Here is a 22207-nt window from a genome sequence, read left to right on the forward strand (position 1 = left end):
TCATTTTCATGAAATAAAAAATAATCAATGTAAATCAATGCAATAACAGTATTCAAATATCATAAAGTACGCCTATATATCTCTTTAACCCCTGGTATTCCTTTTATGAAGGGCAAAATTCAGGATTGCAATCCTGAACAAACGGTGCCATTATTCATCAAAACAAATCACAATGTGATTACTTTTGATAATACGTGAGGGAAAGATCAATGAGTAAAGTACAAACCATCACCCGCGAATCATGGATCCTCAACACTTTTCCAGAGTGGGGTAGCTGGCTGAATGAAGAAATTGAACAAGAGCAGGTTGCACCTGGCACCTTTGCCATGTGGTGGTTGGGTTGTACGGGTATCTGGCTGAAATCCGAAGGCGGAGCCAATATCTGCGTCGATTTCTGGTGCGGTACCGGTAAACAAAGCCACGGTAACCCGCTGATGAAAAAAGGGCATCAGATGCAGCGCATGGCGGGGGTGAAAAAGCTCCAGCCAAATCTGCGCACCACTCCGTTTGTTCTGGACCCCTTCGCTATTCGTCAGATCGATGCCGTACTGTCTACCCACGATCATAACGATCACATCGATGTGAACGTGGCTGCCGCAGTTATGCAGAACTGTGGCGATGACGTGCCGTTTATCGGCCCGCAAACCTGCGTCGATCTGTGGATGGGTTGGGGCGTACCGAAAGAGCGTTGCATCGTCATGAAACCGGGCGATATCGTAAAAATAAAAGATGTTGAGATCCACGCGCTCGACGCTTTTGACCGTACCGCCCTGATCACCTTACCTGCGGATCAAAAAGCCGCAGGCGTGCTGCCGGACGGAATGGATCAGCGCGCGGTGAACTACTTATTCAAAACACCGGGTGGTAATCTGTATCACAGCGGTGATTCTCACTACTCCAACTACTACGCGAAGCACGGCAACGAACACCAGATCGACGTGGCGCTGGGCTCCTACGGCGAGAACCCGCGCGGTATTACCGACAAAATGACCAGCGCCGATATCCTGCGTATGGCTGAATCGCTGAATACTAAGGTGGTTATTCCGTTCCATCATGATATCTGGTCAAACTTCCAGGCCGATCCGCAGGAAATCCGCGTTCTGTGGGAAATGAAAAAAGACCGGCTGAAGTATGGCTTTAAGCCTTTCATCTGGCAGGTTGGCGGGAAATTCACCTGGCCGCTGGATAAAGACAACTTCGAATACCACTATCCACGTGGATTTGACGACTGCTTCACCATGGAACCGGACCTGCCTTTCAAGTCCTTCCTGTAAGACTTCTCCGGCGAGCGGTAATCGTTGACCGCTCGCCGGAAATTATCCCCGCCAGCATTAGTATTTTCACCTGATTTCAAATATCATCTTTGCTTATCACTTTTAATCGGATTTGCTCATGACGGAAGCGCAAAGACATCAAATTTTACTGGATTTGCTGGCACAAACGGGATTTGTCACCGTGGAGCAGGTGATTTCCCGGCTGGGAATTTCTCCGGCGACGGCACGACGCGATATCAATAAACTCGACGAAAGCGGCAAGCTGAAAAAAGTTCGCAATGGCGCAGAAGCCATCAGTGAACAGCGCCCACGCTGGTCACCGATGAACATTCATCAGGCGCAAAACCACGATGAGAAGGTGCGGATTGCGCGTGCGGCTTCGCAGTTGGTAAATCCTGGCGAAAGTATCGTCATTAACTGTGGCTCGACCGCCTTCCTGCTTGGACAGGAGCTGTGCGGTAAACCCGTACAAATCATTACTAACTATCTGCCGCTGGCCAATTACCTGATCGATCAGGAACACGACAGCGTCATCATTATGGGCGGGCAGTATAACCGCAGCCACTCTATCACCCTGAGCCCGCAGGGTAGCGAGAACAGCCTGTACGCCGGGCACTGGATGTTCACCAGCGGCAAAGGGCTGACCGCCGAAGGGCTGTATAAAACCGACATGCTGACAGCGATGGCGGAGCAAAAAATGCTTAACGTCGTCGGTAAACTCGCGGTGCTGGTCGATAGCAGTAAAGTTGGCGAACGCGCCGGGATGCTGTTCAGCCAGGCCGGACAAATCGACCTGGTGATTACCGGAAAGCAAGCGGATGAAGCGATCCTCAAGCAGCTTGAGGATCAGGGCGTTCAGGTTATTCGCGTTTAAAGGTGACGCTGGAAAAATTCCACCGTCGCCGCTAGCGCTTCTGGCGTAATGCGGTGACGGACGCCTTTCTGCCAGATACAGGTCAAATTATCAGCCAGCTCGTTTTTCTGTAGCGCCTGTTGCAGGCGGAAGGTCTCGCCCGGCGGCACCACATCATCCTCATCACCGTGCCAAAGCAGTAGCGGACGGCTGGCAAGCTTCGCCAACTGCTGGCTGACGTCCCACTCCACCAGCGATTCAGCACAAAATGAAGGGGAAGGGAAAAGCGTCTGTGAGAGCGAACTGAAGTAGCCTGACCCCATCAGGCAGGCCACGCTTTTCAGCTCTGGATGCTGGGTCATCATCCCCAGCGCCGTCATTCCGCCCATCGATGCTCCGGCAACCGCCAGCCGGTCATCGGCAATCCATCCCTCAGCGCGAATAGCGTCCTGCAATGCCGGAAATTCAGCAAAATTCTGCATCAGGATCGGCCAGAAGCGCTGCATCCGCCCTTGCTCGTCTCCCTGGTAACGCGCACCGTGTTCTGCCGCATCAGGCATAATGACCCGAAACCCCGCCTCCGCCAGCGCAACGGCAAAATAGCTGTAGACCCGCTTAGAAGAGGTAAATCCATGATAAAAGACGATACAAGGCAACGGAGTATCCGCAGCGCCCTGCGGGTACGCGTGAAGAACCTCCCCACCCGCAAGGTTACGCATTTCTAGTGCAATCATTTACCGTCTCCTTTCTCTATAGTGATGTGGTGTTATGTTATTACTCAAGTCTCTCGTTCGCACATGATTCATAATCTTGAGAACCAGATTACGCTTTCACGATATTTTCATTCGAAAATCGCGTACGGGATAACAATTTGGGAACATTCCCCGGAAATGACATTCAGGCTACCACTACACTATGACTATCAGGAAACGAGATATGGTTATGCGTAGGTTTACACCATGGTTACTGGCTATCGCCTTAACCGGCTGTAGCGCCCTGCAAGGGACACCAAAGGCGCCACCGCCAGCAACCGACCATCCGCAGGAGATCCAGCGTAATCAGGCGACGGATCTACAGAAAATGGGGACGGTGAGCGTATTAATGTACGGCTCGCCGATGGATGTTGAAGCTGCGCTCAAGACCAAAGCAGAAGCGGCTAAAGCGGATTACTACGTCATCATTATGATTGATGACACCATGGTTCCCGGCCAGTGGTACTCGCAGGCGATTTTGTACCGTAAATAGCGGCCAATCTTTAAGCCAGCTTTACACTGCTTTGCATCCATTCACGTTTTCCTGTGCATAATAACGTTCGGCCAGCTGTAACCTGGCAGAACGTTAGCAACGGACTGCCCTCGGGACTATGTGAAATGGAGCTGACGATGAAACGAACTTTTACCCTACCCAACCTGATGTTGACCTCGGTCACGGCCAATACTTCTGCGCAGTCAGCGGAGTTTGCCAGCGCCGATTGCGTAACCGGCCTGAATGAAATTGGCCTGATTTGCGTTAACAACATTTCAGGCAGCCAGCAGGATGTCGAACATGCCATCGCCATGCAGGCTGATGAGCAGGGCGCATCCTGGTATCGCATTGTTCAAATGTACGAAGAACAGCAGCCGGATAACTGGCGGGTACAGGCCATTCTCTATGCCTGAGGTGCCTGGCGTCCACGCCCCATCGCCCGTAAGAGCAGATCGTCCAGCGTCTGCGCATCCAGACGCATACCGCCGCGCGTATCGAGCATCATCCGACACCAGGCTTCAGCCAATGGCGGTGAAGCGAAGCGTAATACCTGCGCGCCAGTGCCCAGCATATAGGCCAGCCGGGTAATTTCCCGCCCTTGTTCTTCCAGAGGCCGCCGTAGCCACTGCTGCAGCTGACGCCATGTACGATCGAAATGACGATTCCGCCCTTTTACTTCTGCACATTCCGCCGCCAGAAGCTCTAGCGCCGCCGGTTGCTTCATCAGAACCCGCATCACGTCCAGACACATTATATTGCCCGAACCTTCCCAGATACTGTTGACCGGCATTTCGCGGTACAGACGCGGTAGCTCGCTCTCTTCGCAATAGCCTGAACCTCCCAGAACCTCCATGGCTTCGGCAACAAACGGCATCCCGGATTTGCAGATAGCAAATTTCGCTGCGGGTGTGAACAACCTTGCCCAAAGCACTTCCTGCTCATCGTCACGCCGGTCCCAGGCGCGCGCCAGCCGGAACAAAAAGGCAGTTTGCCCTTCAAGCCTCAGCGCCATTTGCCCCAGCACCTGACGCATCATCGGCTGATCGACCAAATTCTTACCAAACGCCTGGCGCTGCAGGGCGTGGTAAAGCGCCACCGAATAAGCCCGGCGCATCAGCGCGTGGCTACCCAACGCACAGTCAAAGCGAGTCAGGCCACCCATTTTGAGGATTTGACGGACGCCATCACCCTCTTCTCCTATCAACCATCCGCAAGCGTCGAAGAATTCAGCTTCACTACTGGCGTTGGATCGATTACCCAATTTCTCTTTCAGCCTTTCCAGGCGAATACCGTTACGCTGACCGTCCGGCAACAAACGGGGGACAAAAAAGCAGGAGAGACCCGCAGGTGCCTGAGCCAGAACCAGGTGCGCATCGCTTTGCGGTACCGAGAAAAACCATTTATGCCCAACGAGATGATAAAAACCTTCGGCAGTTTTCTCCGCCCGCGTTGTGTTACTCAGGACATCCGACCCGCCCTGCTTTTCAGTCATTCCCATCCCGATAAGCAGTCCACGCTTCTGATTACCCGGCACAAGATGTGGATCGTAACGATCGCTTAATAGCGGTGATAACCAGTCGCTAAATGGTTTGGGTAATGAACGCTGTAGCAATGGAATCGCAGCAAAAGTCATTGTGGTGGGGCACAGAGTCCCCGCCTCTACCTGCGCATGCAACATAAAACGGGCAGCGCGAGCGACAAAAGCGCCTTCGCGAGCATCCTCCTGCCAGGCAAGATTATGCACCCGATTAGCACACAGACCCTGCATCAGTAAATGCCAGGCGGGATGGAAACGCACATCATCAAGACGCGATCCCGTCGCGTCATAGCGCAATAGTTCCGGTGGGTTGCTGTTGGCCAGGCGCCCTAGCTCCAGCGATTCAGCCGTCCCCAGTTGTTGGCCAATGCTCGCCAGCAGATCGCCATCCCAGCCAGCGCCTTCGCGCACGGTGGCCTCACGTAGGGCAGTATCAGACAGGAACAAGTTGCTATTACATAACGGCGTAGGTTGGTTAAATACGGTATGAGTTTGCCAGTGCATTGTGTTTCCCTCCGTCAATGGCTCTACCCATAAGTATGGACAACGGCGCACTTTCCGTCACAGAACTCTGCTATAAAGTTCTCTCACAATCAGAAAGGGAATTTCATGATTCATTTAATTATTGAAGACCGGGAAAACGCACTGAACTATATTGCGCTTATCCGCCGTCACCTTCCCCATCTTACAATTAACGCCATCAAACAGAATCTGAAAACTTCAGGTTACGTCACTTCATTTGATGAAGACAAAATCTGCGATGATATTCTGGAAGAGCAGAATCCCATTGGAAATTTTCTCAATCTCATCAAAGTGTTAAAAAACAGTGGCGCGCAGCTTAAATTCATCGAACAAACGGATGATGAACAGGGAGATGAATTACCCTTGAGCCAATTGTTGGGCTATGTGGAAAGAGGGCTGGAAATTGCCCGACAAATAGAACAAGAAGATGAACGAGCGAGAAGAAGATAAGCCATTCAAACGAATGGCTTATTCAGGCAAAGAGATTAGCTGCGCTGACGCACCGCTTCAAACAGGCAAATCCCGGTAGCAACGGAAACGTTCAGCGACGAAACGCTACCGGCCATCGGGATACTGATTAATTCATCGCAATGTTCGCGGGTCAGGCGGCGCATGCCTTCGCCTTCCGCGCCCATCACCAACGCCAGCGAGCCGGTCATTTTGCTCTGGAACAGAGTATGGTCGGCCTCACCGGCGGTCCCCACGATCCAGACGTTCTCTTCCTGCAGCAGGCGCATGGTACGCGCCAGGTTGGTCACGCGAATCAGCGGAACGTTTTCCGCCGCGCCGCAGGCCACTTTTTTCGCCGTGGCATTCAGCTGCGCAGAACGATCTTTGGGTACAATCACCGCATGCACGCCAGCGGCGTCGGCACTACGTAAACATGCCCCCAGGTTGTGCGGATCGGTTACGCCATCGAGGATCAAAAAGAACGGTTGATCGAGAGAGGCGATCAGATCCGGCAGATCGTTTTCCTGGTACTGACGTCCGGGCTTCACGCGGGCAATAATGCCCTGGTGAACGGCGCCTTCGCTTTTCTCATCGAGGAACTGGCGGCTGGCGACCTGAATCACCACGCCCTGAGCTTCCAGGGCATGAATCAGCGGCATAAGACGCTTATCCTCACGGCCTTTCAGAATAAAGACTTCCTGAAAACGCTCAGGGGCGCGTTCCAGCAGTGCCTGCACCGCGTGGATGCCGTAAATCATTTCACTCATTTATCTACTCGTTTTAGGTTCTGTTATCAGTTCCCTTTACCCCACCCTCATCGCGAAATTGGGGAGACCAGGGTAAAAGAAATCCAATTACTCAGCTGTTTTCTTTTTCGCCGCGCGTTTGGCTTTGGTCGCTGCGGCGATTTTTTGCGTTTTCGCCGACGGCTTTTTCGCTTTCTTGTCGCCTTTTGGCTGAGCGGCCTTCGGCTGAGATTTGCCTTTCGGTTTGCGGAATGCGCTATCTGGCTCGAAGTTTACCTGCTTACCCGCCTGGCGACGACGGCCAGAGGATTTACCTGCTGCGCCTTTTTTCGCCTTCTCACGCTCAGTTTTGCCGACATTGCGCGGAGCGCGCTCGCTGGAGATAAGCGAGAAATCAATCTTACGCTCGTCCATGTTGACCGCTTCAACCCGCACTTCTACGCGATCGCCCAGACGATAAGTCTGACCGCCGGATTCACCGATCAGACGCTGTCCAACCTGATCGAAGCGGTAGTAGTCATTATCGAGCGAAGAAACGTGCACCAGACCATCAATAAACAGTTCATCAAGACGTACGAAGAAACCAAATCCGGTCACGCTGGCAATTACGCCTTTAAAGACATTACCGACCTGATCCAACATGAAATCACACTTCAGCCAGTCCGATACATCGCGCGTCGCTTCATCAGCGCGGCGCTCGGTCATCGAACAGTGCGCCCCCAGTTGCAGCATCTCCTCCATGCTGTAGTGCCAGCCGCCGGTCTCGGTGCTATTACCTTTATGTCCCTGCTCTTTCGCCAGCAGGTACTTGATCGCGCGGTGCAACGACAGATCAGGATAGCGACGAATCGGCGAGGTGAAGTGGGCATAAGATTGCAGCGCCAGACCAAAGTGGCCACGGTTTTCCGGGTCATATACCGCCTGCTTCATTGACCGCAGCAGCATGGTTTGCAGCATCTCCGCATCTGGTCGATCGGCAATGGACGCCAGCAGTTCCGCATAGTCTCGCGGCTCTGGCTTATTACCGCCTGGCAACTCAAGTCCCAGCTCCGCGAGAACCGAACGGAATGCCGTAATCGCTTCCGTACTGGGTTTGTCGTGGATGCGGAACAGCGCTGGCTCCTCGGCCTTTTCAACAAAGCGCGCAGCGGAAATGTTCGCCAGAATCATGCACTCTTCGATCAGCTTATGCGCATCGTTGCGCTGAGTCTGCTCGATACGTTCAATGCGTCGTTCGGCATTGAAGATGAATTTAGCCTCTTCACTCTCAAATGAGATTCCACCACGTTCTTCACGAGCACCGTCCAGCACTTTGTAGAGGTTATGCAGCTCTTCAATATGCTTAACCAGCGGCGCGTATTGCTCACGCAGGTCCTGATCGCCCTGCAGCATATGCCAGACTTTGGTGTAGGTCAGGCGGGCATGTGAGCTCATCACCGCTTCGTAGAATTTGAAGCCGGTCAGACGGCCTTTCGCCGAAATCGTCATCTCACAGACCATACAGAGTCTGTCGACCTGAGGATTCAACGAGCACAAGCCGTTAGAGAGCACTTCAGGTAGCATCGGAACTACCTGCGACGGGAAATATACCGAAGTACCACGGCTGCGCGCTTCACCATCCAGCGGTGTCCCTGGACGCACGTAGTAGCTTACATCGGCAATCGCCACCCACAGACGCCAGCCACCGCCGCGTTTTTTCTCGCAGTAAACAGCGTCATCAAAGTCGCGAGCGTCTTCACCATCAATGGTGACCAGCGGCAGATTGCGTAAATCAACGCGCCCTACTTTCGCTTCTTCCGGCACCTGCTCTTTCAAGCCTGCAACCTGTTTTTCTACTGCAGGCGGCCAGACGTAGGGGATTTCATGGGTGCGCAGGGCCATATCGACCGCCATACCTGTCCCCATGTTGTCGCCCAACACCTCAACAATTTTACCCACCGCTTTGGTGCGACGAGTTGGACGCTGCGTGAGTTCAACCACCACGACAAAGCCCATCCGCGCGCCCATAATCTCTTCTGGCGGGATCAGGATGTCGAAGCTCAAACGGCTATCATCCGGTACGACGAAGCCCACGCCCGCATCGGTAAAGTAGCGGCCCACAATCTGGCCCGTCTTTGGTACCAGCACGCGGACAATACGCGCTTCCCGACGGCCTTTACGGTCAGCGCCTAACGGTTGCGCCAGAACCTGATCGCCGTGAATGCAGGTTTTCATCTGCTCAGACGATAAATAAAGATCATCTTTACGGCCCTCAACGCGCAGGAAGCCATAACCATCGCGATGACCAATAACGGTACCTTTCAGCAGGTCGAGACGTTCCGGCAGCGCGTAGCACTGACGACGCGTAAAGACCAGTTGACCATCGCGTTCCATTGCGCGCAGTCGACGGCGCAATGCTTCTTGTTGTTCTTCGCCTTCAATATTCAGCTCTATTGCCAGCTCATCTCGGCTAGCCGGTTTTTCACGTTTTGCTAAATGATCGAGGATAAATTCCCGGCTCGGGATTGGATTAGCGTATTTTTCAGATTCGCGGTCCAGGAAAGGATCTTGTGACATGTCGGTTCCTCCGTTGTCATCTCCAGTGAAGTTTACGTCACTCCACCAGTAATAATTTATAAAGCGGTTGATTCTTTTCAACCAAATCGGCCAGCGTGTAGTTATCTAGTTCCTTGAGAAAACTCTGCGCGGCTTCTGCGAGCGCCTGCTTCAGACGACAGGCGGGCGTAATATGGCAAAATTCGCTGCTGCAATTGACCAACGAGAGCGGCTCCAGATCGCGAACAACATCACCCACACGAATCATATTTGCCGGTTTACCGAGACGAATGCCCCCGTTCTTTCCTCGTACTGCCGTCACATAACCCATGCGGCTTAGCTGATTGATTATTTTAACCATATGATTACGGGAAACGCCGTAAACCTCCGTCACCTCGGAGATGCTGGTCATTCTTCCATCCGGCAGCGACGCCATATAAATCAGCGCGCGTAATCCGTAATCGGTGAAACTCGTTAACTGCACAATCAACCTCAGGGAAAAGAAAAACAGGGTGTGTCGATAGACGTAATTACTATTGATGATAAACCAGCCAGCGCTCAGGCCGCTAATTTATTTAAATGGGGCGGGCGAACAGCAAAAACAAGAGGCGCCTGAACGGCGCCCCTGGAGAGAGTTATGCGTCGAACGGGTCGCGCAAAATCATCGTCTCGGTACGGTCAGGACCGGTAGAGATAATATCAACCGGTACGCCGGTGAGCTCTTCAATGCGTGCGATATAGTTCAGCGCCGCCTGCGGCAGACCGCTGCGCTCTTTCACACCGAAGGTGGTTTCAGACCAACCCGGCATTGTTTCATAAATCGGCTCAATACCTTCCCAGTTGTCAGCAGCCAGCGGAGTAGTGGTGACTTCGCGGCCATCCGGCATACGGTAGGCAACGCAGATTTTAACTTCTTTCAGGCCGTCCAGTACGTCCAGCTTAGTCAGGCAGAAACCAGACAGGGAGTTAATCTGCACCGCGCGACGTACCGCTACAGCATCCAGCCAGCCCGTACGACGGCGACGGCCGGTGGTGGCACCAAACTCGTTACCCTGCTTGCACAGGAACTCGCCGGTTTCATCAAACAGCTCAGTCGGGAACGGACCAGCACCCACACGAGTGGAGTAGGCTTTGATAATACCCAGTACGTAATCCACATAACGTGGACCCAGGCCAGAACCGGTCGCCACGCCACCAGCGGTGGTGTTGGAAGAGGTTACGTACGGATAGGTACCGTGGTCGATATCCAGCAACGTACCCTGTGCGCCTTCAAACATGACGAAATCGCCACGCTTACGCGCCTGATCCAGAAGGTCGGAAACATCAACGACCATCGCGGTCAGGATGTCGGCAATTGCCATCACATCATCCAGGACTTTCTGATAATCAACCGCTTCAGCTTTATAGAAATTGACCAGCTGGAAGTTGTGATATTCCATCACTTCTTTCAGTTTATCAGCGAAGGTCGCTTTATCAAACAGATCGCCAACGCGCAGACCGCGGCGAGCCACTTTATCTTCGTAAGCCGGGCCGATACCGCGACCGGTAGTACCGATAGCTTTCGCGCCGCGCGCTTTCTCACGCGCCACATCCAGCGCGACGTGATATTCAAGGATAAGCGGACAGGCTTCAGAAAGCAGCAGACGCTCGCGGACAGGGATACCACGGTCTTCCAGTCCTTTCATCTCTTTCATCAGCGCAGCCGGAGACAGCACAACACCGTTACCGATGATGCTGGTAACATTCTCGCGAAGAATACCTGATGGAATGAGATGGAGGACGGTTTTTTCACCGTTGATTACGAGAGTATGGCCTGCGTTGTGACCGCCCTGGTAGCGCACAACATATTTAGCCCGTTCAGTCAGGAGATCGACGATCTTCCCTTTACCTTCGTCACCCCATTGGGTGCCCAGTACGACGACGTTGTTACCCATTTTTCAAAATCACCGTTTGCTTAAAAATGGATTCTACCATCGCTTTTTCAGAGTTACAGCACTTTTTGCACTCAAAACGCGGTAAATTAGGCTACTTTTCACTCAGCCAATCGTTTTCCTCAACATGTAGTAGATGACGATGCCAGCGACCACAAGACCCCCGCCAAACCGACGTAATAAATTATCCGGCAGTTGGCTCATCGTGGCGACCATTCGACGCCATGCGCGCGGGTAAAGCAACGGCCCGAGTCCTTCAAGTACTAAAACCAGCGCCAGTGCCAGCCAGATTGTTGAGTTCATTATTCACCTTATTTATAGCCGCCTGGTACAACACCAGCCGCTTTTCAACTTTATGTTTGCTCTTATTTCATAATTGTCAGGTATTTCATCGTTATTATGAACTGATTTAATGAAACAAAATTCATAATCCTTTGTATTGCATGTACTTTTTTTAATTGCAAATATGCCATAGCGTATCAATCCAGATACGAGCATAAAATAATCAGGAGGATTATTATGAGAGAATTAACCGCAATTGAAATCGATGCTGTAAGTGGCGCAGGCTGGTTGCAGGATGGACTGGCATCACTCGGCAGTAAAGCCGGCTCTGCAGTATGGTCACTTGGCAGTAATCTGAGCATCGATCTGCCTGTCCTTGGTACCGTTAACCTTTCAACTATCGCACCGGGATTAGGCGAAAAAATTGGGAACACCATTGGCTCTTCCATTGGCGGAGCTATTGAAAGCACGCTGGCAGGCCTACCGCTTATCGGTGGTCTGCTGAATAAGCTGCTGGGTAACTGATCCCAATAAGCTGTAAAAAAGGCGCCTCTACGGGCGCCTTTTTGCTTACAGAATCACTTATCAGCGAGTCGCTGCCGCAGGTGATTTCATATAACGGAAGAAATCGCTGTCCGGGCTGAGAACCATCACATCCTGATTGCTCTGGAAGCTATTCTCATACGCACGCAGGCTACGGATAAAGGCATAGAAGCCCGGATCCTGACTGAAGGCATCAGCAAACAGTTTTGCCGATTCGGCATCGCCTTCACCGCGCAGAATACGCCCTTGACGCTCGGCTTCCGCCAGAGTCTTGGTCACTTCATAGTCCGCTGTCGCACGCAGTTTTTCCGCTTCTTCCTGACCTTGCGAACGATGGCGACGAGCAACCGCTTCACGCTCGGCGCGCATACGGTTGTAAATCGCTTCAGAGACTTCAGCCGGCAGGTTGATCTGTTTGATTCGTACGTCGACAACTTCAATACCCAGCGCCGCCATACTGTTCGGGTTGATCACCTGCACCTTACCGTTAGTCTCTGCTTCAATACGCTCTGCCGCTTTGGCAATCGCATCATCGGCAGCCGGGGTGCTGACTTCATCTTCTGTGCCTGCGGAACCGGAGTTCAGCGCATCGCGCACTTCAAGCGTCAGACGACCGCGGGAGTCGGTCACGATATCTTTCACATCCAGACGACCAATCTCAGAGCGCAGACGGTCAGAGAATTTACGCTTCAGCAGCACCTCGGCCTGGGAAACATCGCCGCCGCCTGTCGCCAGGTAGTAGCGGCTGAAGTCGCTGATACGCCACTTGATGTATGAATCAACGATCAGGTCTTTCTTCTCTTTAGTCACAAAGCGATCGGCCTGGTTGTCCATCGTCTGGATACGCGCATCAAGCATCTTCACGGATTCAATAAACGGAATCTTGAAGTGCAGACCCGGCGCATATACCAGAGGTTTGTTTTCATCGTCGCGCAGAACTTTACCAAAACGCAGCGTAATACCGCGTTCGCCTTCTTTGACAACAAAGATGGACATGTAGAGCACCACCAGCACGATGACAATTATCGCGATAACAGATTTACGCATCGTTATTCCCCCTGACGCTGGTAGTCGTTACGCTGCGCGTTGGCGCGGCGTTGGTCCATAATGGTGCCTCCCGTAGAGGTAGAAGCGTTACTGGCGCTGCTTGAACTGGATGCAGGCGGCAGACGCAGCAGATCGCTTGCGCCACTGCTATCGCTCTTTGCTGCCGGCGCGCCGGCGCCTTTCAGCATCTGATCCAGAGGAAGAACCATCAGGTTGCTCCCCTTATCGTTAACCAGCACCTTGCGAGTATGGCTCAGCACTTTTTCCATGGTTTCGATATACAGACGCTCGCGAGTGATTTCCGGAGCCGCTTTATACTCAGGCAGGATCTTCGCAAAGCGAGCCACCTCACCCTGCGCTTCAAGAACGGTCTGAGTCTTGTATGCGCGAGCCTCTTCAAGGATACGCTGCGCCTGACCGTTAGCACGTGGCTGAACTTCGTTGGTATAAGCTTCGGCTTCACGAATGTACTGCTGTTCGTTCTCACGCGCGGCAATAGCATCATCAAACGCGGCTTTTACTTCCTCCGGCGGGCGCGCCGTCTGGAAGTTGACGTCCAGCAGAGTAATACCCATGTTGTACGGGCGAATCGTCTCTTCCAGCTCGCGCTGGGTATCGCTACGGATGACGGTACGTCCTTCGGTCAGGATGCGGTCCATCGTGTATTTACCGATGACACCACGCAGGGCGCTGTCGGTCGCCTGACGCAGGCTGTCGTCCGCGCTGGTCACGCTAAACAGATAGCGTTCCGGATCGGTCACGCGATACTGCACGTTCATCTCTACGCGCACAACGTTTTCGTCAGACGTCAGCATGACGCCGGAAGCCGCCAGTTCACGAACGGATTCAACGTTAACCGCCTGCACGGTATCAATGAAGGTGGGTTTCCAGTTAAGGCCAGGTTCAACCAGATGGCTAAATTTACCAAAGCGAGTGACGACGCCACGTTCAGCTTCTTTAATGGTATAGAAACCACTGGCTGCCCAAATAATAACCGCAGCGGCGGCAACAATGCCGACGATACGACCGCCCATTGGGCCACGAGGTCCCTGAGAGCCGCTACCGCCGCCCAGTCCACCTTTTCCGCCACCCAGGCCACCAAGTTTTTTACTTAGCTTACGGAAGATATCATCCAGATCGGGAGGTCCCTGCTCGCGACCACCTTTGTTGCCATTTCCCCCAGAGTTGCCGCCTTGGTTATTGCTGCTTCCCCACGGGTCGCGGTCCTGTCCGTTATTACCGGGCTGATTCCACGCCATGTATATGCTCCATATTTGTTTTTGATATCCCCACAGGGGTTAATATCTTCAGGCAAGCTGCAAGGTCAAATCACGTATTCAACCAGCGCTGGCTCTTGTTTACAGAGGCGACGCCAGTCAACGATTGGCATGCGCACCTGCAGACCAACGCTACCGTCATCCTCCATCCACTCTTTCTCTATCGCCTGAAGCTGATAGAACCGACTTCTCAACCGACCTTCCTGAGGTGGTAGGCGCAGCGTATGTTGCGCCACTTCACCAGAAAGCCGTTCCGTCAAAGCCTGAAAAAGCAGTGGTACGCCAACCCCGGTCTGGGCGGAAAGCCAGACCCGGATCGGTTTATTCTCTTCATCCCTGTCGATACGCGGCTCAAAATCGTCCAGCATGTCGATTTTGTTCATGACCAGCAGCGCCGGGATTTCATCGGCCTCGATTTCAGCGAGAACCGTATTTACTGCGTCAATATTTTCCTGCACCCGGACATCGGCTGCATCAATGACATGCAGCAACAGTGTCGCCTGCCGCGTCTCCTGGAGAGTCGCTTTAAACGCGGCCACCAGATCGTGCGGCAGATGGCGGATAAAACCTACGGTGTCAGCCAGAACGGTTTCGCCAACATCAGGAACATCAATGCGGCGCAGCGTTGGGTCAAGGGTAGCGAACAGCTGATTCGCGGCGTAGACCTCAGCTTCGGTTATCTGGTTGAACAGCGTTGATTTACCAGCATTGGTATAACCGACCAGCGATACGGTCGGAATATCGGCTTTGGCACGTGACCGTCGTCCTTGTTCGCGCTGCTTCTCTACTTTTTCCAGTCGCGACAGGATCTGCATAATACGGTTACGCAGCAAACGACGGTCAGTTTCGAGCTGGGTTTCACCCGGGCCACGCAAACCAATCCCGCCTTTCTGTCTTTCAAGGTGGGTCCAACCGCGAACGAGGCGAGTCGCCATATGACGCAGTTGTGCCAGCTCAACCTGCAGTTTCCCTTCGTGGGTACGCGCTCGCTGGGCAAAAATATCTAAAATCAGGCCAGTACGATCGATAACCCGGCACTCGCATAAGCGCTCAAGGTTTCGTTCCTGCGCCGGACTCAGGGCATGATCGAACAACACGACCGATGCACCGGTCGCTTTTACGGCTTCCGCAATTTCGACAGCTTTACCTTCACCAACAAAATACTTCGGGTGCGGTGCTTTACGGCTACCGGTAATCACCTGCATTGCTTCGACACCGGCGGAAGAGGCCAGAGTTTCAAACTCCTGGAGATCTTCCATATCTTTGTCTTGCGAAAAATAGATGTGTACCAGTACCGCCTGCTCACCGGCATCATAACGGTCAAACAAGCGTAAACCCCTTATAAAATACCAGCGGGGAACGCAGAAAACCTGGCTCCCCGACGTGGAAAAACAGCATCTGCCTTATTCGGCGTCTTCGCTGTCTTGCTGCGACGCAGAAGAACCCTGCGCACCACCACCGTGGTGATAGTTATTTGTACCGCCGCCAGCATTATTGCTGTGGTGTGACACCGGGCGAGACGGGACAACAGTAGAAATTGCGTGCTTATAGACCATCTGGCTGACCGTGTTTTTCAACAGGATCACGAACTGATCGAAAGACTCAATTTGCCCTTGCAGCTTAATACCATTCACCAAATAAATAGAAACCGGAACACGTTCCCGACGCAAAGCGTTCAGGAACGGATCTTGTAAAGATTGCCCCTTAGCCATTCTCTCTTTTCCTTATATGTATGCTTGTTTTGTACTCAGAACCTTACGATTCTTAAAAAAATTACGCACGATACCCGTTCAATTGTACACGTTCAGTCCTGGCTAGCACCAACAACCTGTAATACTTTGTTGAACGCTTGTTCAGGTTGCTCACTGTCTAACCAGTGAATACCTTCCCAACCGCGCAACCAGGTGACCTGACGTTTAGCTAACTGTCTCGTGGCGCAAACACCTCGATAAACCATTTCATCATACGGGATCTCGCCATTAAGGTACGACCACATCTGGCGATATCCGACACAACGAATGGAAGGCATATCCGTATGCAAATCTCCCCGGGCAAAAAGCGCCCGCACTTCTGCTTCAAAACCTGAAGCCAACATCTGATGAAAACGCTGTTCTATGCGCTGATGGAGCAGTTCACGGCTCGCCGGGGCGATGGCGAACTGATGCACCTTATACGGCAGAGCATCACCTGACGTTTGCGTCAGTTCCGTTAAAGTTTTACCCGAAATGAAAAAAACTTCCAGTGCTCGGGAAAGTCTTTGCGGATCATTTGGATGAATACGCGCGGCTGCCACCGGATCAATCACCTGTAACTGCTGATGTAACGCGCTCCACCCCTGCTCTGCGGCCTGTTGCTCAATCCTGGCTCTAACCTCAGGATCGGCCGAAGGTAATGGTGACAACCCTTCCAACAACGCTTTGAAATACAACATGGTTCCGCCAACCAGTAGCGGAATTCGCCCGGCAGCGACGATATCTGCCATTTCGGCTAGCGCATCGCGACGAAAATCTGCCGCGGAATAAGCCTCCGCCGGGTCAAGAATATCCAGTAATCGATGCGGTGCCGCGTTGAGCTCCGCAGCATCTGGCTTAGCCGTACCGATATCCATTCCTCGATAGATGAGGGCTGAATCAACGCTAATCAACTCTACTGGCAAAACTTTACGTAAGGCGATAGCCAACGCGGTTTTACCAGAGGCCGTCGGGCCCATTAAAAATATTGCCTTAGGCAGGCTCGCCTCGGTTACATCACTCATCTTTCAGGGCATTCATCGCCGAATGTAAATCAACAGGTTGTAACAGACCACCCGGCGGCGCTTTAACCAGCTGCGGACATAAACGCTCGATATCCGCCAGTACGGCAATTGCCTGCGCCATATTCCACTGCGCATGTTCGCTCGCCAGATTACGCGCTATCCACTGCGTAATATTGCCGACGTCGAATGTTTTTTGCTGCGCCAGGTAGCCTATCAGTTCAGGAATCAAGATTTGTAAATTTTGTTGTCTTAAGGGTAAAGGCACTGCGCGAATCGTCACGTGATGCGCATCAGACTGTAGTTCAATACCGACCTGAGCCAGCGCCGACTGAGCGTGGTTCAAGGCCTGTTTTTCCTCTTCAGACACCTTTATCCGCAGCGGGATAAGCAGCGGCTGGGCGCAAACTGCCTCCACGCCCGGCGTCAACTGCGCCTGACGTAGCCAACGTTCAGCAACCGGCAAGGCCAGCAGCGCTAGCTTACCGTCGTGCTCCAGCAGCGCGCAGTCATTATCGACAATCGTCAATACGCGGCCAAAACTCTGGCTATGGCCCGCCAGACCTTCCGCTACCGGTGCGGGGGATACTGATTTTCGGTCAGCGGCCGGAGTATCCAACAGTTGACGATAGAGCGCACCCTGCTGTTTTTGATAGCCGGGCTGAGCATGCGGCCAACTGGCCCCGCCTGCGGAACCCGAAGCGGCAGATTCACGCGAACCTCCCGCATTAAAGCGCGGCGCGGCGGTCTCCTCACGATATCGTGGGGATGACGTTTCACGCGCAACCGCCGGCTGGGCGAAATGGTTGCCACCTGCCGCAATGCGGTTTTCCGGCACCTGGCGAGGCGCAGGTTCATCGCCCTCTTCTGCCAATGGCGCACTCAGTTGCTGCTGAAGCACGCTCAGCACGCCTTGATAAATAAAATCATGAACCAGCCGCGACTGATGAAAACGCACTTCATGCTTGGCCGGATGGACGTTCACATCCACCTGATGTGGATCAATCTTCAAATACAGCACAAAGGCTGGCTGCTGATCGGCGCCCAGCTTGTCCTCGCAGGCCTGACGAATCGCGTGATTAATCAGGCGATCGCGCATCATCCTTCCGTTGACATAGCAATACTGAATTTCCGCCAGCGCCGGATTGGTATGCAGGGGATCAGCCACCCAGCCGCTAAGGGTCAGATCGCCATGCTGCCACTCGATAGCCAGGGCGTGTTCAAGAAATGGCGTACCGCAAATAGCGCCCAACCGCCGCTCGCGCTGGCCGTCCTGCGACACTGCGCGATACTGACGTACGGCTTTACCGTTATGGCTGAGGTTGATAGTGACGTCGAAACGCGCCAGCGCGATGCGCCGCACGATCTCGTCAATATGACCAAATTCGGTTTTTTCGGTACGCATAAATTTGCGGCGGGCGGGCGTGTTGTAAAACAAATCCAACACTTCCAGCGTTGTTCCCACCGGATGCGCCGCCGGCTTCACGGTAACAGCCTGATCGCGCCCTTCGGCATAGGCCTGCCAGGCCTCTTGCTGTTCCTCAGTACGCGAGGTCAACGTCAGGCGGGCAACCGAGCTGATACTGGCCAGGGCTTCGCCGCGAAAACCAAGGCTGATAATCGCCTCCAGATCGTCAAGCGAGGCGATTTTACTGGTCGCATGGCGAGCCAGCGCCAGCGCCAGCTCATCTTTTTTAATGCCGCAGCCGTTATCGCGAATGCGAATTAGCTTCGCGCCGCCGCGTTCAATATCAATATCAATACGCGTCGCACCGGCATCAAGGCTATTTTCGACCAGCTCTTTGACCACCGACGCCGGACGTTCCACCACTTCACCTGCGGCAATCTGGTTAGCGAGCTGCGGCGGTAGAACCTGAATCGGCATGGCCGTCTCCTTAATTTAATAGCGTTCCATCTGACGAACCGGCGCTGGCAGTCTGCGCGGCCGTTCCGCGTGGCGCTGATTGCAGCGGGTGCTGCATAAAGTAATTACGCAGACCGTTATAAATCGCTTCTGCAACTTGCTGTTGATAAGCATCACTACCCAGCAGCCGCTCTTCACCGGTATTACTAATAAACCCCGTTTCAACAAGGATTGACGGAATATCCGGCGAGCGCAGCACGCCTAAGCTTGCATGCTCAGGGCGGCGCTTATGTAAATCGCCAATCCGCTGCAGCTGGCTTAACACATTGGTCGCCACATCATACCCGACGCGCTGGGAATGACCGAACTGTAAATCCAGTACCGCCTGGCTCAGGTAAGGATCCGACTGACTATTCGCCAACACATCGCCCGCGCCGCCCAGCAGCTCGGACTGTTTCTCATGTTGTTCGAGCCATCCGGCCATTTCACTGTTAGCGCGACGGTTAGAAAGCACCCAAACCGAGGCCCCGGTCGCGTCACGATTTGGCGCAGCGTCTGCGTGAATCGAGACAAGGAAATTCGCGTTTTGCTTACGCGCCACATCCGAACGCCCCATGACGGAAATGAAATAATCGCCGTCACGCGTCAACACCGGCTTGAACTGCGGATCGGCATTCAACAACGTGCGTAGCTTGCGCGCAATCGCGATGGTCACATTCTTCTCTTTCGTACCGTTCGGGCCAATCGCCCCTGGATCCTGACCGCCGTGACCGGCATCTATAGCGATAATCACTTTGTCATCGGTTGATACGCTACGCGCCGCAGGACGCGTTACGCTGGTTGTACTGGTCACCGCAGTGAGCCGGTCGTTATCGGCTTTAAACGGATTACGCGCAGGTTCGCTCGGACGAACAGGCTGCGCCACGGGCCGTTCAACCTGCTTAGCCACTACCGGTGGAGGCGGAGGCGGCGCATCGGCATTAATGGTAAACACCACGGTATAGTTAGAGCCGTTCTGCTGCTTCACTGCACGCGTTTTGCCATCGGCGGTCAAATCTACCAGCAAGCGCAGCGATTGCGTATCCTGAGGCGTCCCGGAACGAATGCTTCTGACCAGGTTATTACCGCTAAACTGCAGCGGCAGCCCCTGGAGTACGCCGGTCTGTTTGATATCCAGCGCTACGGTGCGTTTTCCCTGGGGGGTAAACGAATACTCAGGGTCGCCGATAAAACTAATGGTAATGCGGGCCTGCTGATCTCCATTGGAGACCTGGATATCGGATAAACTTGCCGCAGTGACCTGAATGCTGAACAGTATCAATGCGGCGGCCAGCCAACTGGTTAAGCGATACATCATCCCGTCGTCCTTCAGGCTAATTAGCCAAACGCGCCAATAAAGACTCACCTAATGAGGAGACCGCCGTTACGCGCGCCTCACGCCCTTGTGCCTGATACTCAAGGTGAATTTCAACATCCGGGTCCGGCAGTACGCCTGTGCCCTGCTGCGGCCACTCCACCAGACAAATAGCATCGTCAGTAAAGTAATCGCGGATCCCCATAAACTCGAGTTCTTCGGGATCCGCCAGGCGATACAGATCGAAGTGATAGACCATCAAATTGTCGAGGCTATAAGGCTCGACCAGCGTATAGGTCGGACTTTTCACGTTGCCACGGTGGCCGAGAGCGTGAAGAAAACCGCGGCTAAAGGTCGTCTTACCCGCGCCTAAATCGCCATACAAATAGATGACCGTCGCACCAGTACACGCCTGTGCTACGCGGTTGCCAAGGCTTAAGGTCGCCTGCTCATCGGGTAAAGGAATCACTCGGTTAATCATGGTCTACGTCAATCACATCCGGGTTAACAACACGCCTGAGCGTGGAAAAAAGATCGGTCGCCAGCATTCCGCGAGTACCGTTTCTGGCCGCCAGCCGATCGGCGGCTTCGCCGTGAACAACACATCCGGCGCAGGCTGCATCATACGGCGTTAAGTGCTGCCCTAACAATGCAGCAATAATGCCGGTCAGCACATCGCCCATCCCGCCGCTGGCCATCCCAGCGTTACCCGCATCGATAATGCCCATCTCGCCGGTTTCATTCGCCACTATCGTACCTGCACCTTTCAGCACCACGACGCCACCATAACGTTTTACCAGACGTTGCGCAGAATGTAAGCGATCGCTTTCAACTTCTGCCACAGTGACGTTCAGCAGACGGGCGGCTTCGCCGGGATGCGGCGTCAGCACGCGATTGTGACGTTTATCAGGATTGATTGCCAGCAGGTTCAGCGCATCCGCATCCCAGACCATCGGTTTGCGAAACGTCTCTACCTGACGCAGCGCATTTTTTCCCCACTCACGCTGGCCCAGCCCCGGCCCAATCGCCACAATATCCGCCCATTGCAGACTTTCGTCCAGTGAGTGAGACGTCAGCTCATGGACCATTAGCTCAGGTCTGGCGGTCAGCACAGGCGCAATATTGTCTTTATGAGTCAGTACTCGCACCAGCCCAGCCCCCGCGCGCAGCGCCGCCTCACCGCTCATCCTGATAGCGCCTGCGGTCCCCGGCTCACCGCCGATAATCACCAGCTTACCGTGATCCCCTTTGTGCGATGTTGGGCGTCGCGGCGGTAGCCAACCGGAGAGCTGTGAGGCATCGAATCGACTAAGAACCGTCGTCTGGCCTGCCAGCCAGCGCTCAAGCCCCAGAGCATGATGATGCAGCTTGCCCACGACATCGCGAGCTTTACCGGTTAGCAGCCCAGGTTTAAGCGCGATAAAGGTAATGGTATGCGCGGCGTTGATAACCGCTCCCGGCGTCGCACCGGTCTGCGCATTCAGCCCCGAGGGGATATCCAGCGCGACAACCGGTGCCGGATATGCGTTCGCACATGCAATGAGTTCCGCGACGTTTTCCCGCGGAGCGTTCTGTAGACCGGTACCGAGCAGGCCGTCAATAATCAGAGTGATTCCTTCTGGCCAGTCAATATTGGCGGCATGAATCGTGCCGCCCGCATTCAGCCACTCTTCACGCGCAATGCCAGCCTCTTCCGGCAGCGGTTTCTCGCTATCCAGCGCCAGCAGCGTAACCTGAATCCCTCGCGCATGCGCCAGGCGGGCCACCACATAGCCGTCACCGCCGTTATTGCCGTGGCCGCAGAGAATCAACCAGTGCTGGCTGGCCGGATAGTGCGTACAGGCAAGCTGAAAAGCCGCCTCGCCCGCACGGCGCATCAGTTCAAATAACGTCATCCCGAGGGTATCCGCCGCCTCTTTTTCCGCTAGTCGTAGTGCATCCGTCGACCAGATGATGTGTGGTATACTGTCGGTGTTTTTCGTCATTGTATGGTCC

Annotated in this window: 22 protein-coding genes; 6 read left to right on the forward strand and 16 right to left on the reverse strand. The window is 53.7% G+C overall.

Annotated elements, in window-relative coordinates; all coding sequences use genetic code 11:
* Window positions 1–209: 209 nt before the first annotated feature.
* Entirely contained in the window at window positions 210–1274 is a 1065-nt protein-coding gene (ulaG, locus tag FN082_RS04385) for an L-ascorbate 6-phosphate lactonase (protein WP_142981194.1), read from the forward strand.
* A 118-nt stretch (window positions 1275–1392) separates the two neighbouring features.
* On the forward strand, window positions 1393–2148 hold the full coding sequence (gene ulaR, locus FN082_RS04390; protein ID WP_004128109.1) for an HTH-type transcriptional regulator UlaR: 756 nt from the start codon (window positions 1393–1395) through the stop codon (window positions 2146–2148).
* On the opposite strand, the gene yjfP is transcribed toward ulaR, so the two are convergent.
* Window positions 2145–2861, reverse strand: a complete 717-nt coding sequence (yjfP, locus tag FN082_RS04395) for an esterase (RefSeq protein ID WP_142464565.1) — start codon at window positions 2859–2861, stop codon at window positions 2145–2147. The two genes, ulaR and yjfP, sit on opposite strands and share 4 nt — an antisense overlap.
* 202 nt (window positions 2862–3063) lie before the next feature.
* Here yjfP and bsmA point away from each other — a divergent pair, with 202 nt between their 5' ends.
* Together bsmA and yjfN are read left to right on the forward strand one after the other, a co-directional pair.
* Window positions 3064–3372: a biofilm peroxide resistance protein BsmA gene (bsmA, locus tag FN082_RS04400; RefSeq protein WP_221888554.1), complete on the forward strand. Its 309-nt coding sequence runs from the start codon at window positions 3064–3066 to the stop codon at window positions 3370–3372.
* A gap of 137 nt (window positions 3373–3509) precedes the next feature.
* Window positions 3510–3785, forward strand: coding sequence for a DUF1471 family protease activator YjfN (yjfN, locus tag FN082_RS04405; RefSeq protein ID WP_167492830.1), 276 nt, complete (start codon window positions 3510–3512; stop codon window positions 3783–3785).
* Here yjfN and FN082_RS04410 read toward each other — a convergent pair.
* Complete coding sequence (locus FN082_RS04410) at window positions 3776–5413, reverse strand: isovaleryl-CoA dehydrogenase (RefSeq protein ID WP_142981195.1); 1638 nt, start codon at window positions 5411–5413, stop codon at window positions 3776–3778. The two genes, yjfN and FN082_RS04410, sit on opposite strands and share 10 nt — an antisense overlap.
* 105 nt (window positions 5414–5518) lie before the next feature.
* On the opposite strand from FN082_RS04410, the gene FN082_RS04415 reads away from it, so the two are divergent.
* A complete protein-coding gene (locus tag FN082_RS04415) occupies window positions 5519–5881 on the forward strand; it encodes a hypothetical protein (RefSeq protein ID WP_139540946.1) in 363 nt (120 codons plus the stop codon).
* A gap of 35 nt (window positions 5882–5916) precedes the next feature.
* Here FN082_RS04415 and rlmB read toward each other — a convergent pair whose 3' ends face one another.
* The 5 genes from rlmB to FN082_RS04440 all read right to left on the reverse strand — a co-directional run bounded on the left by rlmB (window position 5917) and on the right by FN082_RS04440 (window position 11396).
* Complete coding sequence (gene rlmB, locus FN082_RS04420) at window positions 5917–6648, reverse strand: 23S rRNA (guanosine(2251)-2'-O)-methyltransferase RlmB (RefSeq protein WP_004109129.1); 732 nt, start codon at window positions 6646–6648, stop codon at window positions 5917–5919.
* 87 nt (window positions 6649–6735) lie between these two features.
* Window positions 6736–9183: a ribonuclease R gene (gene rnr, locus FN082_RS04425; RefSeq protein WP_139540945.1), complete on the reverse strand. Its 2448-nt coding sequence runs from the start codon at window positions 9181–9183 to the stop codon at window positions 6736–6738.
* 37 nt (window positions 9184–9220) lie between these two features.
* The gene (gene nsrR, locus FN082_RS04430; RefSeq protein WP_139540944.1) at window positions 9221–9646 is read right to left on the reverse strand and encodes a nitric oxide-sensing transcriptional repressor NsrR; all 426 of its coding nucleotides are present in this window, start codon (window positions 9644–9646) and stop codon (window positions 9221–9223) included.
* A 151-nt stretch (window positions 9647–9797) separates the two neighbouring features.
* On the reverse strand, window positions 9798–11096 hold the full coding sequence (locus FN082_RS04435) for an adenylosuccinate synthase (RefSeq protein WP_032747626.1): 1299 nt from the start codon (window positions 11094–11096) through the stop codon (window positions 9798–9800).
* A gap of 102 nt (window positions 11097–11198) precedes the next feature.
* Complete coding sequence (locus FN082_RS04440) at window positions 11199–11396, reverse strand: DUF2065 domain-containing protein (RefSeq protein ID WP_004097978.1); 198 nt, start codon at window positions 11394–11396, stop codon at window positions 11199–11201.
* A 216-nt stretch (window positions 11397–11612) separates the two neighbouring features.
* Here FN082_RS04440 and FN082_RS04445 point away from each other — a divergent pair, with 216 nt between their 5' ends.
* A complete protein-coding gene (locus FN082_RS04445) occupies window positions 11613–11900 on the forward strand; it encodes a hypothetical protein (RefSeq protein WP_139540943.1) in 288 nt (95 codons plus the stop codon).
* 60 nt (window positions 11901–11960) lie between these two features.
* Here FN082_RS04445 and hflC read toward each other — a convergent pair whose 3' ends face one another.
* From hflC to nnr, 9 genes are all read right to left on the reverse strand, one after another.
* Window positions 11961–12965, reverse strand: a complete 1005-nt coding sequence (gene hflC, locus FN082_RS04450; protein ID WP_139540942.1) for a protease modulator HflC — start codon at window positions 12963–12965, stop codon at window positions 11961–11963.
* Window positions 12966–12967: 2 nt separating this feature from the next.
* Window positions 12968–14224 carry an FtsH protease activity modulator HflK gene (gene hflK / locus FN082_RS04455; RefSeq protein ID WP_139540941.1) on the reverse strand — a complete coding sequence of 419 codons (1257 nt, stop codon included), beginning with the start codon at window positions 14222–14224 and terminating at the stop codon, window positions 12968–12970.
* A 65-nt stretch (window positions 14225–14289) separates the two neighbouring features.
* Window positions 14290–15570 carry a ribosome rescue GTPase HflX gene (gene hflX, locus FN082_RS04460; RefSeq protein ID WP_004109143.1) on the reverse strand — a complete coding sequence of 427 codons (1281 nt, stop codon included), beginning with the start codon at window positions 15568–15570 and terminating at the stop codon, window positions 14290–14292.
* Window positions 15571–15645: 75 nt separating this feature from the next.
* Window positions 15646–15954, reverse strand: a complete 309-nt coding sequence (gene hfq / locus FN082_RS04465; RefSeq protein WP_139540940.1) for an RNA chaperone Hfq — start codon at window positions 15952–15954, stop codon at window positions 15646–15648.
* A 92-nt stretch (window positions 15955–16046) separates the two neighbouring features.
* Window positions 16047–16997, reverse strand: a complete 951-nt coding sequence (miaA, locus tag FN082_RS04470) for a tRNA (adenosine(37)-N6)-dimethylallyltransferase MiaA (protein ID WP_139540939.1) — start codon at window positions 16995–16997, stop codon at window positions 16047–16049.
* Window positions 16990–18879, reverse strand: coding sequence for a DNA mismatch repair endonuclease MutL (gene mutL, locus FN082_RS04475; RefSeq protein ID WP_142981196.1), 1890 nt, complete (start codon window positions 18877–18879; stop codon window positions 16990–16992). Before mutL ends, miaA begins: the two co-directional genes overlap by 8 nt.
* A 10-nt stretch (window positions 18880–18889) precedes the next feature.
* On the reverse strand, window positions 18890–20215 hold the full coding sequence (gene amiB, locus FN082_RS04480; protein ID WP_139540937.1) for an N-acetylmuramoyl-L-alanine amidase AmiB: 1326 nt from the start codon (window positions 20213–20215) through the stop codon (window positions 18890–18892).
* 16 nt (window positions 20216–20231) lie between these two features.
* On the reverse strand, window positions 20232–20693 hold the full coding sequence (tsaE, locus tag FN082_RS04485; RefSeq protein ID WP_139540936.1) for a tRNA (adenosine(37)-N6)-threonylcarbamoyltransferase complex ATPase subunit type 1 TsaE: 462 nt from the start codon (window positions 20691–20693) through the stop codon (window positions 20232–20234).
* Window positions 20686–22197 carry a bifunctional ADP-dependent NAD(P)H-hydrate dehydratase/NAD(P)H-hydrate epimerase gene (gene nnr, locus FN082_RS04490; protein WP_180349652.1) on the reverse strand — a complete coding sequence of 504 codons (1512 nt, stop codon included), beginning with the start codon at window positions 22195–22197 and terminating at the stop codon, window positions 20686–20688. The genes tsaE and nnr overlap by 8 nt, the downstream gene beginning before the upstream one ends.
* Window positions 22198–22207 lie beyond the last annotated feature (10 nt).

The sequence above is a fragment of the Klebsiella spallanzanii genome, from assembly GCF_902158555.1.
Lineage (GTDB): Bacteria > Pseudomonadota > Gammaproteobacteria > Enterobacterales > Enterobacteriaceae > Klebsiella > Klebsiella spallanzanii.